The following is a 15864-nucleotide window of genomic DNA, read 5'->3' as shown; positions in this document are numbered from 1 at the left end:
GCGCGGTTGCCACAAAGATCGCTCATGAAGTCGATCCTGAAAACCAAGTCGGCTGTATGTTGGCGGCTGGAACGAACTATGCGTATACATGTAAACCAGAAGATGTTTGGGCTGCACGTAAAGCAGACCGTGAAAACTTCTTCTTCATCGATGTTCAATCTCGTGGAGAATACCCAGCGTATGCACTGAAAGAATTAGAACGCGAAGGCATCGAGTTACCAATCAAAGACGGCGATTTAGAGTTGTTGAAAGAACATACGGTTGATTTTATTTCCTTCTCTTACTATTCATCACGCGTCCAATCAACAGATCCAGCTGTTAACGAACAAACGGCAGGAAACATCTTTGCCTCTGTGAAAAACCCATACTTGGAAGCAAGTGAATGGGGCTGGCAGATCGATCCGCTTGGCTTACGTGTGACGATGAATGACTTATACGACCGTTACCAAAAACCATTATTCATCGTTGAAAATGGCTTAGGCGCCGTTGATACACCAGATGAAAATGGCTATGTGGTAGATGATTATCGGATTGAGTATTTAGCAGCACATATCCAAGCGATGAAAGATGCCGTAGAATTAGATGGCGTAGATCTATTAGGTTACACAACATGGGGCTGTATCGACCTTGTTTCAGCTGGAACAGGAGAAATGAAAAAACGTTATGGCTTTATCTATGTGGATCGTGACAATGAAGGCAACGGCACATTGAAACGTTCGAAGAAAAAATCATTTGACTGGTATAAAAAAGTAATCGCAACAAATGGGGAAGATTTAACAAACAAATAAACATAGTTATAAAATAGGCTGGGACAGAAACGTTTAACCCCGAGAAATAAGCTGGAATTCACGAAAATTGTTCTTCAAATTTTTGTGAATTTCAGCTTATTTCCGAAGGGTTTGTTTCTGCTTCCGCCGTTTATTCGGATGTCAAGTGATTAGATTGTCACTCATAGAGTTATGTCTCATATACTTTTTGTATAAGAATAGTTCATGTGTATCTTAGGTTGTTGACACACTTTGAAAACCTCCATATTTAATTGTGACACATTTATTGATAGTAGTTGCTATATTTTTTCTTTTCTAAATTGCGCCAATATATAAATATCGTCCAGTAATTGGTCATTTTTAACATCAAAAATAAGGGATAGATACTGCATTGATTTTCCATGAGGAGCGGTATTTTTAATCCGCTCTTTCGTGTCATCACTAAGTGGCAAATCTAATAGTTGAGCTCTGATTTTTTCAGAAAAGAAAAATGATACCTTAAAAAAACCATCCCATATAGATAACCAGAAAATCGGCTTCACTTTATGATTACCTCGTGAGGTAACCCATTTATATTCCCCTTTAGATAACCAAGCTTTTCCATCGTTATAATAGCGCCAATCCATCAGTGAAATACCATAGTTCTTCAATTCCTCAATAAACGCAACATACCATTTAAAAGACGCCCCAAGTCCATCAGAAATTTGTTGATTTGATGGTTTGACCTCAGGATCGCGTAACAATTGTTGTGCTGTATCAGTCATTGTGTTTCCTCCTCAGATAGATTTAGTTTAACTAAATTATAGCATGACTGAAATGAAAAATTTCCTTTCTTCGTGATTTGTGTGTAACGTGTTACGCAAAATGGAACAAGATACAGGCTGCTTTTGACTTTATCAAGAACTTAGAAAGCGCTTTAAAAATTATTTATTTCGCGTTATGCTTAATTCGTCAAAAGGAATACTCGAGTAGCCGACAATAAAATAAACAAACAGATTGGTGGAAAACATAATGAAAAAAAGAGATTTTGTAGACACGAATGATTTTACGAAAGCAGAAATCGATTACCTGATCCAGTTGGCATTAAAATTAAAAGAAGCAATCAAAAATGGCTATTATCCGCCATTATTAAAAGATAAAACATTAGGCATGATTTTTGAACAATCATCTACACGTACAAGAGTCTCCTTTGAAACAGCGATGACTCAACTTGGGGGACATGCACAATATTTGGCACCTGGTCAAATTCAGTTAGGTGGTCATGAATCATTAGGTGACACAGCTAGAGTATTATCTCGTTTAGTCGATATCTTGATGGCAAGAGTAGAACGACACCAAACCATTGTAGATTTAGCTAAAGATGCAAGTATTCCAGTTATCAATGGAATGAGTGACTATAATCATCCGACGCAAGAATTAGGAGATATTATCACAATGACAGAGCATTTACCAGCGGGTAAAAAGTTAAGTGACTGTAAAATCGTTTTTGTAGGAGATGCGACTCAGGTCTGTGTATCAACGATGTTTATGGCAACGAAAATGGGGATGGATTTTGTTCAGTTTGGTCCAAAAGGCTTCCAAATCAAAGAAGAAACATTAGCGATCGGACGTAAAAATGCTGAGAAGTCAGGCGGCAGTGTGTTGATTACTGAAGATGCAAAAGAAGCGATGAAAGATGCAGATTTCATTTATACCGATGTTTGGTATGGATTGTATGAAGCTGAGTTATCAGAAGAAGAACGAATGGCAACATTCTACCCTAAATATCAAGTAAACAAAGAGTTGATCGATATGGCCGCTCCTCATGTGAAATTCCTACATTGTCTACCTGCAACCAGAGGAGAAGAAGTAACAGATGAAGTATTAGACGCTCCGTATTCCGTTGTTCTAGATGAAGCGGAAAATCGTTTAACAGCGATGCGTGCATTATTGGTGTACTTCATGAATCCTTATTTGGATTATGCTGGAGAAGCAGTTGCGGCACACTATGATGCTGAATTTGAATTGATGTTGAGAAATGCTATCGTCGCTAAGTGATAGGAAATGATGGTGAGATAAGAGCACGAAGTGAAGAGAACGGCTAAAATCATTTTGTGCTTTTTTCCCAGCTACTTTAATGAAAGGTGCGTACAAAACATGAAAGAAAAAAAGAAATTTCGGTTGTTTGACGCAGTTCTAATGGCTGTTGTAGTTATTTTAGTTGTTGAATCCGCGGCGCCAGCTGCAGCAATTGGATCATCACAGTTTTTCTGGTGGGGCATTCTATTGATTTTGTTTTTCTTACCTTACGGATTGATTTCAGCTGAGCTTGGTACAACTTATACAGGCGATGGTGGTATTTATGATTGGGTAAAAATGGCCTTTGGTCGTCGATGGGGCGCACGTGTAGCCTGGTTTTATTGGATCAATTTTCCAATTTGGATGGCAAGTTTAGCCGTTCTGTTCACTGAAGTGATGACCCAAATTTTTGGGCTGGAACTAGGCACACCAGTATTGATTATCTGTCAATTGATTTTCATTTGGCTTGTAACACTGATTAGTTGTTATCCAGTAAGTGACAGCAAATGGATCTTGAATCTGGCTGCGTTCGCTAAAGTTGCGATTATGGTGTGTTTAGGTGTTCTGGGAATTTATCATGCTGTTACAAAAGGAATGGCCAATGATTTTTCTGGAAAAGCACTTTTACCAAGTTTTGATTTGACGAGCTTAAGTTTTATCTCCGTGATTCTATTTAATTTTTTAGGGTTTGAAGTTGTCACGACCTTGGCAAGTGATATGGAAAATCCCAAAAAACAAATTCCCCAAGCGATTATTTACGGAGGAATCTTGATCGCATTCTTTTATCTATTTGCAGCGTTCGGTATGGGAGCGGCAGTTCCAGCAGATCAACTGTCTACTTCTGGAGGACTGATCGATAGTTTTATTTTACTAGTTGGAGGCATTAATCCATTTGTGATTATTATCGGTCTGTTATTTATGTACACATTAGCAGCTAATCTGATTTCCTGGGCTTTAGGAGTCAACTATGTGGCTTTTTATGCAGCGAAGAATCATGATATGCCAAAAGTGTTTGCGAAAGAAAATCCTAAAAATGAAATGCCGACTGGCGCATCTGTTGTAAACGGAATTGTTGCGTCTATATTAGTCGTAGCAGCACCATTTATTCCAAATGAAAATATTTTTTGGGCCTTCTTTGCCTTAAATGTAGTCGCATTGTTGTTGTCATATATTATGATGTTCCCAGCATTTTTAAAATTACGTAAAATTGATCCTGATACTGAGCGTCCGTTTAAAGTGCCAGGGGGTCCAGTGGTACTAAAAATAATGGCGTATGTTCCTTTATTCCTATTAATAATCACGTTATTTTTCTCAATCGTTCCTTTATCCAGCAGTGAGTTTAGCGAAAAAATTCCCATTTTGATTGGCACGATTGCAGCTGCGATCATCGGTGAATTTTGTATTCGATTAGGTGATAAAGAGTACCGTAAAAAGGAAACAGCAAAAGAAAACCAACAAAAGGAGAGTTTACAGCATGAAAACAATTGATAGTTCACCCAAAAGAGATGGCTTCCGTATGCCGGGAGAATTTGAGCCGCATCAAGGTGTATATATTTTATGGCCGGAACGTCCGGACAACTGGCGCAATGGCGGTAAACCAGCGCAAAAAGTGTTTGTCGATGTTGCTGTAGCCATCAGTCAATTTGAACCAGTGACAGTTGGTGTATCTGCTGAACAATATGATAACGCCCGCCACATGCTTCCAGAAGAAGTGCGAGTTGTTGAAATCGCTAATGATGATGCGTGGGTTCGTGACTGTGGTCCGACATTTGTGAAAAACGATGAAGGAGAAGTTCGCGGAGTTGACTGGACATTTAACTCTTGGGGCGGACTAGTTGACGGTCTATATTTTCCATGGGACAAAGACGATCAAGTAGCACAAAAAATATGTGAAGTGGAATGGAAAGATCGCTATCGTCTAAATGATTTTGTGTTAGAAGGTGGTTCTATTCATGTTGATGGAGAAGGCACACTGATCACAACGGAAGAATGTTTGCTATCAGAAGGCAGAAATGCACAATTATCAAAAGAACAGATCGAACAAGTGCTGAAAGAATATTTATCATTAGAAAAAATTATTTGGCTCAAACGCGGCATCTACTTAGATGAAACCAATGGACATGTAGACAATATTATTAATATCGTAAAACCAGGTGAAGTTGTTTTAGCATGGACAGATGATGAAAATGATCCACAATATGAAATTTCGAAAGAATGTTTAGACATTTTAGAAAATGAAACCGATGCTAAAGGTCGTAAGCTTGTCGTACACAAATTGTATGTACCAAAACCTATTTTGATCACTGAAGAAGAAAGTTTAGGTGTTGATGCGGTTGCTGGTACATTGCCAAGAGAAGAAGGGGATCGCTTAGCAGCCAGTTATGCCAACTATTATACAGCGAATGGCGGAGTAATCGTTCCTGTATTTGGTGATCCGAATGATGAAAAAGCACTGGATTTATTGCAAAAATTATATCCTGACAGAAAAGTGGTTGGAGTGCCTGCAAGAGAGATTCTTCTAGGTGGTGGAAACATCCATTGTATTACCCAACAAGTACCGAAATGAGGGAAGTCAAATGAAAAAACGAATCGTAGTTGCGTTGGGCGGCAACGCTATTTTAACCACGGATGCAAGTGCAAAAGCACAGCAAGAAGCTTTGGTTCACACCGCGCATTATTTAGCTGATTTTATTGAAGCTGGCCATGAACTGATTATTTCTCATGGAAATGGTCCGCAAGTCGGTAATTTATTATTGCAGCAACAATTAGGTGCAACAGAAAAAAATCCAGCAATGCCTTTAGATACAGCAGTAGCAATGACACAAGGCAGCATTGGTTATTGGTTGGAAAATGCTTTAGTCGATGAACTAAAGAAAAGAGACATCACGAAAAATGCAGCGACGATTCTGACACAGGTTGTTGTAAGCGCGTCAGATCCAGCATTTCAAGCACCAAGCAAACCCATTGGTCCATTCTTAAGTGAAGAGGAAATGCTTGAAGAGAAAAAACAAACAACGGCAACTTATGTTGAAGATGCTGGTCGTGGTTTTCGTAAAGTTGTTCCTTCTCCTAATCCTATTGATATTGTTGAATATCCTGTGATCCAGCAATTAGTCGAAAATGGCATCATCACAATCGCTGGAGGTGGCGGCGGAATTCCAGTCATTATAAAAGATGGTGTGTATCATGGTGTTGAAGCAGTCATAGATAAAGATTTTGCCTCTGAAAAAATTGCTGCATTAGTTCATGCCGATATGCTGGTCATTTTGACTGGAGTCGATCATGTAAGCATCAATTTTAATCAGCCAAATCAAGCAGAGTTGAATAAAGTAACCGTCGCTGAAATGGAACATTATATCCAACAAAATCAGTTTGCGCCTGGCAGTATGCTGCCAAAAGTTCAAGCAGCGATTGCTTTTATCAAAGAAAATACAACGGGTAAAGCAGTGATCACTTCTTTAGAAAACATCAAAAATTTACTTGAAGAAGAAACAGGCACAATTATTACAGCGTAATCCAAAAAAAGAGTAGAACAATGCTAGTGTCTACTCTTTTTTTCTGATATATTAAAAATAGATCGCTTACATAAACAATTATTTCTAATGAAAAAAGGAGTGCAGCCATTATGAAATTAACAACTAGCAATCCTAAAGAAGATGGTTTTTGGGCACCAGCAGAGTTTGGTCCTCATAAAGAAACCTATATGATCTGGCCGGAACGAGCGGATAATTGGCGCAATGGCGGAAAACCAGCGCAAGCAGCGTATGCGGAGGTAGCAAAAGCGATTGCTCCATTTGAACCGGTCACTATGCTTGTTTCATCAAAGCAATACCAAAATGCTCGTCAAATGCTTCCAAAGGATATTCGCGTCATGGAAATGAACAATAATGATGCTTGGATCAAAGATTATGGTCCGATGTATGTAATCAATAAGCAGGGCGCTATTCGAGGTATCGACTGGCGTTTCAATGCCTGGGGTGGATTATTGGACGGACTATATTTTCCTTGGGACCAAGATGATCTGATTGCAGAAAAATTATGTGAGTTCAACCGAATCGATTATTATCGATTAGAGGACTTTGTGTTAGAAGGCTGTTCAGTCCACTTAGATGGAGAAGGAACCTTGTATACCACAGAAGAAGTACTGCTTTCAGAGGGAAGAAACGGTGACCTTTCTAAAGCAGAAATCGAAGCAGTTTTAATCGCCTATTTCAACGTTGAAAAAATCATTTGGTTGAAGCAAGGGTACTTTTTAGATGAGACAAACGGTGATATCGACAATATGCTAAATGTCGTTCGACCTGGAGAAATCGTTTTGACATGGACCGATGATCCGGATGATCCACAATATGAAATCTCTAAAGCAGCTTATGAACAACTAAAAAATGAGACGGATGCCAAAGGACGAAATCTGATCATCCATAAAATGCCAATGCCGGAACCCATCTATATTACAACAGAAGAAAGTGAAGGTGTCGATCCGGTTAATGGTATGCTGCCGCGCTTTCCAGGTGATCGTTTAACAGCAAGTTATGTTAGTTACTACACAGCGAATGGCGGTATCATTTATCCATTATTCAACGATAAAAATGATCTGGTTGCCCAAAATCTACTAGAGAAGCTCTATCCAGACCGTAAAGTCATCGGTGTCTTTGCTCGTGAAATTTTACTTGGCGGAGGCAACATCCACTGTATTGCACAAAGTATGCCTAAAACCTGTTAGGAGGGAAAAAGATGGACTTTTTTGAAGTAGTGAACCCTCATGTTTCAGAACTAACGAAAAATGAACACCTGCTCTTCGATTATGTTGTGAAAAATTTAAACGAGATCAAAAACAAAAGCATTCGTGAAGTGGCAGATGATTGTTTTGTTTCAACGACAACCTTTTTACGTTTTGTTCGAAAGGTTGGTTTTTCCGGCTATAGTGAATTTACCACAGTTATCAAATATACGCTTTTAAATCAAACGAAAGAAGAAAAGATCAGTCCATTTGTAGTATCGCAAAAGGATTATCGGGAAGAGTATTTAAAAAATATAAATGAATCAGTTCGAGTGATCGATAAAAATAGTTTGGATATTGTCGGCAAATACCTAAAGAAAAAACCAATTATCTATCTATTTGCAAAAGGAATGAATAAGCAGCTGATGCAATATGTAAAATATCTATTCATAGCTGCTGGATTTTTAGTTGTTTTCCCGGAAGATCGGTCGATGCGGGCAGTCGTGCAAAAGCAGATCAAATCAACGGATATCGTGTTTATTTTAACATATCAGGGGAAAGATGGAGAGTGGATCGAGCTGATGCAGTACTTAAAAAATGTTGGCCATCCTCTACTTGTTTCGATTACTGGAGCGGACAATAATGTGGTGCAAAATATGAGCGATGTTAATTTCTATGTGTTTACGGATGAATTGTTTTTAAATAAAATGGAAATCACTTCACATATTTCTATGCTGGCGATTTTAGAATTGATATTATACCAATATTTGGATAACGCAGAAGAAGGAGAGTATCATTTAGTCTTTAAATAAAAAGTGATTTGTGCTTTAGTTAACAAGAGAAAATAAAAAAAGTTGCCTTGAACAAAAATTGCTCAGGACAACTTTTTCTTTTATCGTTTGCCATAATCATATTGATGCTTTGGTGTATGTCTCAAAAATGAATAGGCGGCAAATGAGAGTGCGGATAAGGTCGCCCCTGTAACTAAGATTTTTTTCATAAAACACCATTCCTTTCATATTCTATCGTTTATGATCAAGTGCTGATTGACAGCACGTACGTGGACGGTAGGATTCGAACCTACACCTCATCGGTCGAGAATAAACATCCGTTAGTCCTCAAAGAGTTTTAACACCACGTTCATCCACAAAACTTATTGTTTGTTTACTATGATTAAACTATAACCTTAATAGATTAAATCAAACATAAAAATGTTTGAACAAAGTGTGAAATTGTTTGAAGTTGTCATGAAGAGTATGAACATCTAAACTAATAAAAGAATGAGTGGATATGTTATAATAAACAAACAATTATTTTATCTAGAGAAGGTGGAAATAGTCATGTGGAAAAATGTAGAAGAAAAAATTGCAGCCTATCAATTATTGGTACAGCAACAAGCAGCAATCATTGAAATTGAACATGATAAAATTGCCAATTTAGCAAATTCATCCGCATTATTGGCAGATGCTTTACCTAACACTGTTTTTGCAGGTTATTATTTATTTGATGGCAAAGAGTTGGTTTTAGGTCCGTTTCAAGGGAAAGTTTCTTGTACCCGAATCGAAGTGGGAAAAGGGGTTTGCGGAGAATCAGCTAAAACACAAAAAACGGTTCTTGTTGATGATGTAAAAAAACATGAAAATTATATTTCCTGTGATTCGGCAGCTCGATCAGAAATCGTTGTTCCCATGGTCAAAAACGGTGAGCTTTTAGGTGTCTTAGATTTAGATAGTTCAGTTCCTGAAGGGTATGATGCAATCGATCAGGAGTACTTGGAACAATTTGTCGAAGTGCTTTTAAAAGAGACGAATTTTTCCTAAGTAGTGAGCGTTCCTTTCGCTAAAACTTTTTTTGCATGAGATAATTGCTAAAAATAGAGCGAAAGGATGATACTTATGTTACAAGTGTACTTGAATTTCAAAAATGAAGCAGCAGATGCAATCGCTTTTTATGAAACAGTTTTCGATGTAAAAAATGATGGGATCATGAGGTTTGCAGATGCACCAGAAGATCCAGAACATCCAACACCAGAAGCATGGAAAGACTTGATTATCAATGCCTCAATGACGATCGAAGGTGTTCCAGTCATGTTTTCAGATGTACCTGACGGGATGGGCTTGACCTTTGTTGAAGGAAATAATGTATCTTTAGTAGTGACAACAGAAGATGAAGAAAAAATTGACCGGATTTTTTCTCGTTTATCCGAAGGTGGTACTGTGACTATGCCGCTTGGTGAAACATTTTGGGCGAAAAAATACGGCATGCTCGTAGATAAATTTGGCATCAATTGGATGTTGAATTGTTATTCTGAGTCTTAAAGAGCTGTGTATTATTAAAGGGCATCAGTAGATATTATGCTACTAGTCGCTCTTTTTTCATGAAGTTTTTGTTATACTGTTTAGGTAGATGTTTGAAGGAGAGATAAAATGATTGGATACGTGTATCTATTTGTAGCGATCATCAGTGAGGTTATTGCTACTAATTTATTAAAAGCGACTGTTGGCTTTACAAAGTTGGTACCATCAGTTACCTGTTTGGTTGCGTATGGGATTTGTTTTTATACGTTATCAAAAGCTATCAATTATATGCCGCTAAATGTAGCATATGCGCTGTGGGGAGCTATAGGAATCGTTATGATCACTTTATTTTCAGTTGTTTACTGGAAAGAACAATTAAATCTGCCAACGATGATCGGATTAGGCTTTATTCTTATCGGAACGATTTTAGTGAATGTCTTCGGGACCGGACATTAGACCAGCGAGTATGATGTTATTCCTTTGTAATAGAAAGAGGAATGAATGAGCGCTGAGTCTTTTAACATGGAAGAAAATATGTTATACTATTTAAAGCATAAATGTATGCTTTTTAATCTGTACGGGGACGTTACGGATTCGACAGGCATAGTTGAGCTTGAATTGCGTTTCGTAGGTTACGTCTACGTAAAAACGTTACAGTTAAATATAACTGCTAAAAACGAAAACAATACTTTCGCTCTAGCTGCGTAAAAACAGCGGGTGAAGATCCTCCCGGCATCGCCCATGTGCTCGGGTAAGGGTCTCAAATGAAGTGGGATACGCTAAATTTTTCCGTCTGTAAAATTTAGAAGAGATCATCAGACTAGCGATACAGAATGCCTGTCACTCGGCAAGCTGTAAAGCGAACCTTTAAATGAGTGTACTATGAACGTAGAGGTTTAAGTGACAATGTGTTTGGACGCGGGTTCGACTCCCGCCGTCTCCATGAGTTTTGTGAAGAGAAACAGTAGAAACGCTGATGTACAAAGGATTGTACAGTGTTTCTACTGTTTATTTTTTTGCATTGAAGTAGTAATTGAAGTAGTTTTAATTTATTGACCAACATAGTTAGCAAATAAACGAGCAGTATAATCTTTCTTCTCTTTAGAAACATGAGTGTAAATATTCATAGTAGTCTGAACATCCGAATGACCAAGTCTATCTTGTACTTCTTTAATGGTTGCTCCAGCTTCAAAAAGCAAACTACAATGAGTATATCGGAAACCGTGAGTATCCATTTCCTCTTCCTCTCTTCATCTTGTTAGGCGTTGCGAGATTATAGAGGATTATTATTTATTTTATTCTAAATAACATAAGAGGAATGTCGGTAATATTACTATTCAATTCAAAAAGTCTTTTTAATGTAATATTGTTCCTTGCTGCAAAACCATTTAGATTTTCTCCATTTTGTAATTCATCAAATGAGACAGATTCGCTTTCTGGTTGTTGAAAATTCTCTATAGATTTATCATATGGATTATAGTTTTGTCCGTTAGCGGTCAAAGATCCATCCAACTCCTTTATTACTTCTTTTGGTTCGCCGTTGACAGTTAATTGAAGCTTACCCTATCATCTAGTATGGTTGTAAAACTCATGCTCTCTAATGTGTTTGTGATTAAGCATTCACCAATCATCGGAGTAGATACTGTCCCAGCACCATTAATAAAAAATATGTAAATAACATAATAAAATATATCTAATCTTGAATTTACGGAATAACTGTAATGATATTGAGTTATAAAGTTGGGAGGGGAATTATGAAAATATTTTTAAAAGATTTGAGAGATGAAAAAGAATCAAATGAAGTAAAAGCAACGGATTTACTTGGTGTGGCTGATGGGACTTAGATAAATATGGAAATAGCCTTCCTAAAGCATCGAAGATTGGATTTATCGAACAAAAAAATTGACGCAATATATAGCTCTTATTTTTTTATCATAGAAAACGGTTAAACTATAATGGTGTTAGCATTTTTGCTATTGAGTTAGCGTAAAAGTTATGATAATATTAATATACAATCGAACTTTTGTTCGTTTTTTGAAAGGATGGGCACATGGATGATAAAACAATATCAAACGGAATTAAATGATCAAAAAAAAGATTTTAAAGAAAACTCTGATACACAAAAAGAAAACTGGGAACATTTTGTTGATTTGAACAAAGAGATATTGGAAGGTGTTGATCCAGGAGGGAAATTAACAGCGGAACTTATTGAAGCCAGAAAGCCAACTGAAAAACCTGCTTTTCCTACTATCGGAGATCGGCTAAATACTGAATTAGGAAATTTGGCAGAATTTAGATTTGAAGAATCAATTATAGATAAAATGAAAAATGAATTCTCAGAGAGGGCGGTTAGTCCATTATGGTTCGGAGCTGTTGGTGATGGCATTACAGACGATGGGGCAGCAATTAAGGCTACTCATGCGTTTGCAAATAGCATTGGGGCGCCTGTGTTTTACCCTAATAAAGAGTATTTATTGAGTGATGTGTATGATATTGAGATTAAAACTGATGTCGATTGGAATTTATCTACACTGATAATTGATGATAAAAAATACCCTGAGAAGCCAGTATTCAAAATGGTTTCCGGTAAAAAAATAAGTATTGATCCGGCACTGTTTGAAAAATATTTGCCTTTAAAACCTGATTTAATGATGAATATTCCAGAATTGTCAGGACACGGCGAAATATTGGTAAGATTTACTGATGAGGTAAACAAAATATCCAAGAGATATGGCACCAATGCTGATGATGGAAAACCTCGAATGGACTTTGTAAAATTTGATGATACAGGTGATATGAAAAATCAGTTGGCACATGAGTATAGTAGGCTAGATAGTGTACTTATCGAAGAAATGCCTAGTCACTATTTAACTCTAAAAAGTGGCAAATTTATCTCAACCGGTGATCTCCAACGTCCGAATTATTATGCACGAGGAATAGCGATCGAGCGATCAAAAGTGAAAATCACTAATATTTCTCAAAGTATGATAAAAAATACCAAAGAAACAGCGCCTTGTGCTGGCTTTCTATCTATAAGTAATTGTGCAGATGTTATTATTGAAAACTGTAGCATTAGTCCTCGAAAAGCTGACACTGTTGGATCATATGGTCTAAAGGCTGAGAATACTGTAAATTTATTAATTAGTGGATTTATAGGCACTGATTATACTAGTGATAAGAATGCTAAATCCGAATATTGGGGAGTGATGTCAGGATTTAACATGAAAGATACTGTGATAGAAAACTCCGAAATGAACCGAGTTGATAGTCACACATATAGTCACAATATTACAGTCAGAGGATCCAAAATATTTGGTGCTGGAATGACTTTATCTGGAGGAGGTAAATTATCAATTACTGATTCTGAATTTTATTGTAACGATATAATTTCTTTAAGGAAAGATTATGGTAGCAGTTGGAATGGTTTTTTATATATAAATAACGTTAGACATTACCCAAAAAATATGTACGGTTTAATACAAGCTAGCCCTGTTCCAACTCATGATTTTGGATATGAATGCCATTTATTCGCTAAAATACATGTAGAAAATTACTATATTTATCATAGTGACAGTGTATATGCTTTGCATCGGATGCTTAAAATTAATGATTTTAGTAAAGAGACTTCTACTGAAAAGTATGTCAATGGAGGTTATCATTTAGCAAACGAAATCTATTTAAAAAATGTAAAAGTAGTGAATAAGGTAGAACTAGAAGGAATTGTTTTATTTTCAACAACGAACTTTTTAGAAATGAAAAGTAAAGTAAATGGATTGTTTAAAGAAGTAAATGGACAACTTAAAATAGTTGGAAATATCAGGATTACATTAGAGGATGTCGACCTTTATGATTTTGGAAGGTACAAAGGTGCGAAAGCTGGAATTTTAGAATGTAGCATAACAGGGGAAAAATCAAATTTACCTGGTTATACTGGATATACAGAAGCTTTCTTGAGTAATCCTTCTTCTTTATTTTTTGATATTTCAGTATCTAATTGTAAAAATCTTTCAATTGCTATAGGGGCACACCCTGCTAATTGTAATATAGATCACTGTGATATCTTAAAATTCTATAGTTCTTCTGGTGGGTCTAGAACTGTAGCAAGTATTAGTGATACATTTTTTAATGCGAGTATACATTCTGACAGTGCCTCGAATATGTTGTATAGAACATCGAGTCAATCTATATTAATAGCTTGTTTTTTATCTGTACCAAAAAAGAATGATAAAACTATAGAAGGAGAAATAATAGGAACGTATGAATTCTTAAAGAAAAATATCGCTAATAGTATTGCTAATACGAGTATTTGTTTACAAGGGGTAATACTTGATAATGCGATTGATAAAAGAAGTATTGAGATGCCAGAGTTTGGACTTTTTTATGGTAACTGGCATAGTCAAAGTACTTTATACAGGGTTGTAGGTACAGGTATCCAGAGACCTGCAACGCCACCCAATGGTTTTGTATATAGGAACACTGAGGATTCAACGATTAAAACCTTTTTTGAGGGGAAATGGTATCCAATTCAAGGTTAATAAAGAATTTAGGAATGGCTGTTTACTAGTCATTCCTTTTTGGGTTACTGTTAGGTTAATTTTATGGAAGATGGTGAATTTATGAGAGATAAAAAAACTGAGTCTATTGGTTGCCATACAGTCAACTATAAATGGGTTATGGTTGCTTATCCATAATTGAAAAGTAAACTATACACGAGAAATTAGAGGGTTTCAACACATAGAACTTTTGAATAGTACTTTCTTTAGTTTACTAGTAATCGTAACTGGAATATTTTTAATATATTCCATTATTAAGAAAAGTAATAAAGTACAACGTTGATCTTTAGTTGCTATGAAAGTGATTTGGTCAGCAGACACAATTATTTTATTGCTCAACGAGTATAATGGTGTACCAAATATGAGCTGAGCTTGATTTTTATGATACAATCTAGAAATCTATTTAACAGCAAGATATGAGGTAATTGATTAATGGAAAGTTGGATCACACCCACAGTAGTAGCAACTATGATAACTGCTATTTTTACTTATATAGGTGCTAAAAGAACTAGTTGATCAGAGATTGATCAACTCTACTTGCCTAGAGTAGAAAAAATGATTCAAGGATTTGATAAAAAATTAATTAACTAAAAAAGTAGCTGATTTGGAGAAAAAGTTAAATACAAAAGATGAGCTTATCGTTGAACTAAGAAAAGAGAACAACAGATTTAAAACTGAAAATAGAAAGCTTAAATTTGAAAATAATGATTTGAAAGGAAGTATGACGGATAATATTTTAGTATCAGCAATCGCAATCATTGCGTTTGTACTAGTCTTTTCACAATTAATCAAAAAAAGTAAGAAAGTGGATAGTAAATGGCTACAGCTTTTAAATTTGCTAACAGGATTATTTTTAGGTATTGCTTGGAGTTTATCATTTGCTTCGGACAAGATGATTGTTTTATTTTGGGTGGCATAGTTGCAGGATTAGCAGCAGGGGGGGGTTATGGTTTAGCAGCCAATGTGTTATCAAAAAGGAGAGGTGGTGACCAACATTAATGCGATGATTGACTGGATGCAACAAAGACAAGGAAAAGTTATTTACAGCATGGCAGCTCGTCTAGGTCTTAATAGCTACGACTACAGTTCTGCGGTTTATAGCGCTATAATTACCAGCGGATTTTAAACGCGGGCAGCATGGGCAAACTGTAAACGGTAACTATGCATAAAAACGAGGCGATGTCTTTATTTTGGGAATCGTAGTGCTCCGGTGGTGTTGCAGGACATGCTAGTATCTTTGCGAATAACAACGACAGTATTATCCACTGTAACTATGGGTATAACGGTATTACTGTAAATGATCATGATGTAATCTGGAATGCAAACGGATGACTAGAGATATTTATAAGTATGTGGCAAATCCGCTGTAAATAGTTATCTCCTGAGGGCTTTGATTGGACTGACGACCGATGTTGATATGATCAATCCAGTAACAGGAAAGATGCTAGCGGACCAAGAAAAGATTAAAT

16 protein-coding genes, 1 other RNA gene and 1 pseudogene are annotated in these 15864 nt (G+C 36.5%); 15 read left to right on the top strand and 3 right to left on the bottom strand.

Annotated features, from left to right (window positions below; all coding sequences use genetic code 11):
• Positions 1-788, top strand: a 788-nt coding sequence (locus BCR25_RS09800) for a family 1 glycosylhydrolase (RefSeq protein WP_139124565.1), incomplete at its 5' end; no start/stop codon positions are given.
• A gap of 278 nt (positions 789-1066) precedes the next feature.
• Here the strand turns inward: BCR25_RS09800 and BCR25_RS09795 are convergent.
• Positions 1067-1531 carry a DUF3788 family protein gene (locus BCR25_RS09795; protein WP_069663437.1) on the bottom strand — a complete coding sequence of 155 codons (465 nt, stop codon included), beginning with the start codon at positions 1529-1531 and terminating at the stop codon, positions 1067-1069.
• 247 nt (positions 1532-1778) lie between these two features.
• Here BCR25_RS09795 and ptcA point away from each other — a divergent pair, with 247 nt between their 5' ends.
• The 10 genes from ptcA (at position 1779) to ssrA (ending at position 10788) form a co-directional block, all read left to right on the top strand.
• Complete coding sequence (gene ptcA / locus BCR25_RS09790) at positions 1779-2804, top strand: putrescine carbamoyltransferase (protein WP_069663436.1); 1026 nt, start codon at positions 1779-1781, stop codon at positions 2802-2804.
• 99 nt (positions 2805-2903) lie between these two features.
• On the top strand, positions 2904-4313 hold the full coding sequence (locus BCR25_RS09785; protein ID WP_069663435.1) for an APC family permease: 1410 nt from the start codon (positions 2904-2906) through the stop codon (positions 4311-4313).
• The gene (gene aguA, locus BCR25_RS09780; protein ID WP_069663434.1) at positions 4300-5391 is read left to right on the top strand and encodes an agmatine deiminase; all 1092 of its coding nucleotides are present in this window, start codon (positions 4300-4302) and stop codon (positions 5389-5391) included. The genes BCR25_RS09785 and aguA (BCR25_RS09780) overlap by 14 nt, the downstream gene beginning before the upstream one ends.
• A 10-nt stretch (positions 5392-5401) precedes the next feature.
• Entirely contained in the window at positions 5402-6340 is a 939-nt protein-coding gene (gene arcC, locus BCR25_RS09775) for a carbamate kinase (RefSeq protein WP_069663433.1), read from the top strand.
• 110 nt (positions 6341-6450) lie between these two features.
• Complete coding sequence (aguA, locus tag BCR25_RS09770) at positions 6451-7548, top strand: agmatine deiminase (protein ID WP_069663432.1); 1098 nt, start codon at positions 6451-6453, stop codon at positions 7546-7548.
• An 11-nt stretch (positions 7549-7559) separates the two neighbouring features.
• Entirely contained in the window at positions 7560-8357 is a 798-nt protein-coding gene (locus BCR25_RS09765; RefSeq protein WP_069663431.1) for a MurR/RpiR family transcriptional regulator, read from the top strand.
• A gap of 528 nt (positions 8358-8885) precedes the next feature.
• Positions 8886-9365: a GAF domain-containing protein gene (locus BCR25_RS09760; protein ID WP_069663430.1), complete on the top strand. Its 480-nt coding sequence runs from the start codon at positions 8886-8888 to the stop codon at positions 9363-9365.
• Between the two features lie 75 nt (positions 9366-9440).
• Positions 9441-9863 carry a VOC family protein gene (locus BCR25_RS09755; protein ID WP_083242634.1) on the top strand — a complete coding sequence of 141 codons (423 nt, stop codon included), beginning with the start codon at positions 9441-9443 and terminating at the stop codon, positions 9861-9863.
• A gap of 108 nt (positions 9864-9971) precedes the next feature.
• Positions 9972-10298: a DMT family transporter gene (locus BCR25_RS09750; protein ID WP_069663428.1), complete on the top strand. Its 327-nt coding sequence runs from the start codon at positions 9972-9974 to the stop codon at positions 10296-10298.
• A 123-nt stretch (positions 10299-10421) separates the two neighbouring features.
• Positions 10422-10788, top strand: a transfer-messenger RNA (tmRNA) gene (ssrA, locus tag BCR25_RS09745).
• 103 nt (positions 10789-10891) lie between these two features.
• Here ssrA and BCR25_RS09740 read toward each other — a convergent pair.
• A pseudogene (locus BCR25_RS09740) lies at positions 10892-11071 on the bottom strand (tyrosine-type recombinase/integrase); the annotation flags it as partial.
• Between the two features lie 61 nt (positions 11072-11132).
• Complete coding sequence (locus BCR25_RS09735; RefSeq protein ID WP_069663426.1) at positions 11133-11342, bottom strand: hypothetical protein; 210 nt, start codon at positions 11340-11342, stop codon at positions 11133-11135.
• A gap of 554 nt (positions 11343-11896) precedes the next feature.
• Here BCR25_RS09735 and BCR25_RS09730 point away from each other — a divergent pair.
• The 4 genes from BCR25_RS09730 to BCR25_RS20815 all read left to right on the top strand — a co-directional run bounded on the left by BCR25_RS09730 (position 11897) and on the right by BCR25_RS20815 (position 15727).
• Positions 11897-14377: a hypothetical protein gene (locus tag BCR25_RS09730; RefSeq protein ID WP_069663425.1), complete on the top strand. Its 2481-nt coding sequence runs from the start codon at positions 11897-11899 to the stop codon at positions 14375-14377.
• Between the two features lie 622 nt (positions 14378-14999).
• Positions 15000-15314 (top strand): hypothetical protein, encoded by a 315-nt coding sequence (locus tag BCR25_RS09725; protein ID WP_069663424.1) that lies wholly within the window; start codon positions 15000-15002, stop codon positions 15312-15314.
• Positions 15315-15356: 42 nt separating this feature from the next.
• Entirely contained in the window at positions 15357-15521 is a 165-nt protein-coding gene (locus BCR25_RS20890; RefSeq protein WP_342715916.1) for a peptidoglycan amidohydrolase family protein, read from the top strand.
• Between the two features lie 107 nt (positions 15522-15628).
• Positions 15629-15727, top strand: a complete 99-nt coding sequence (locus tag BCR25_RS20815; protein WP_342715917.1) for a peptidoglycan amidohydrolase family protein — start codon at positions 15629-15631, stop codon at positions 15725-15727.
• Positions 15728-15864: the final 137 nt, after the last annotated feature.

Source organism: Enterococcus termitis, assembly GCF_001730305.1.
Classification (GTDB): Bacteria; Bacillota; Bacilli; order Lactobacillales; family Enterococcaceae; genus Enterococcus_L; species Enterococcus_L termitis.
This window is presented reverse-complemented; position numbering and strand designations above follow the sequence as displayed.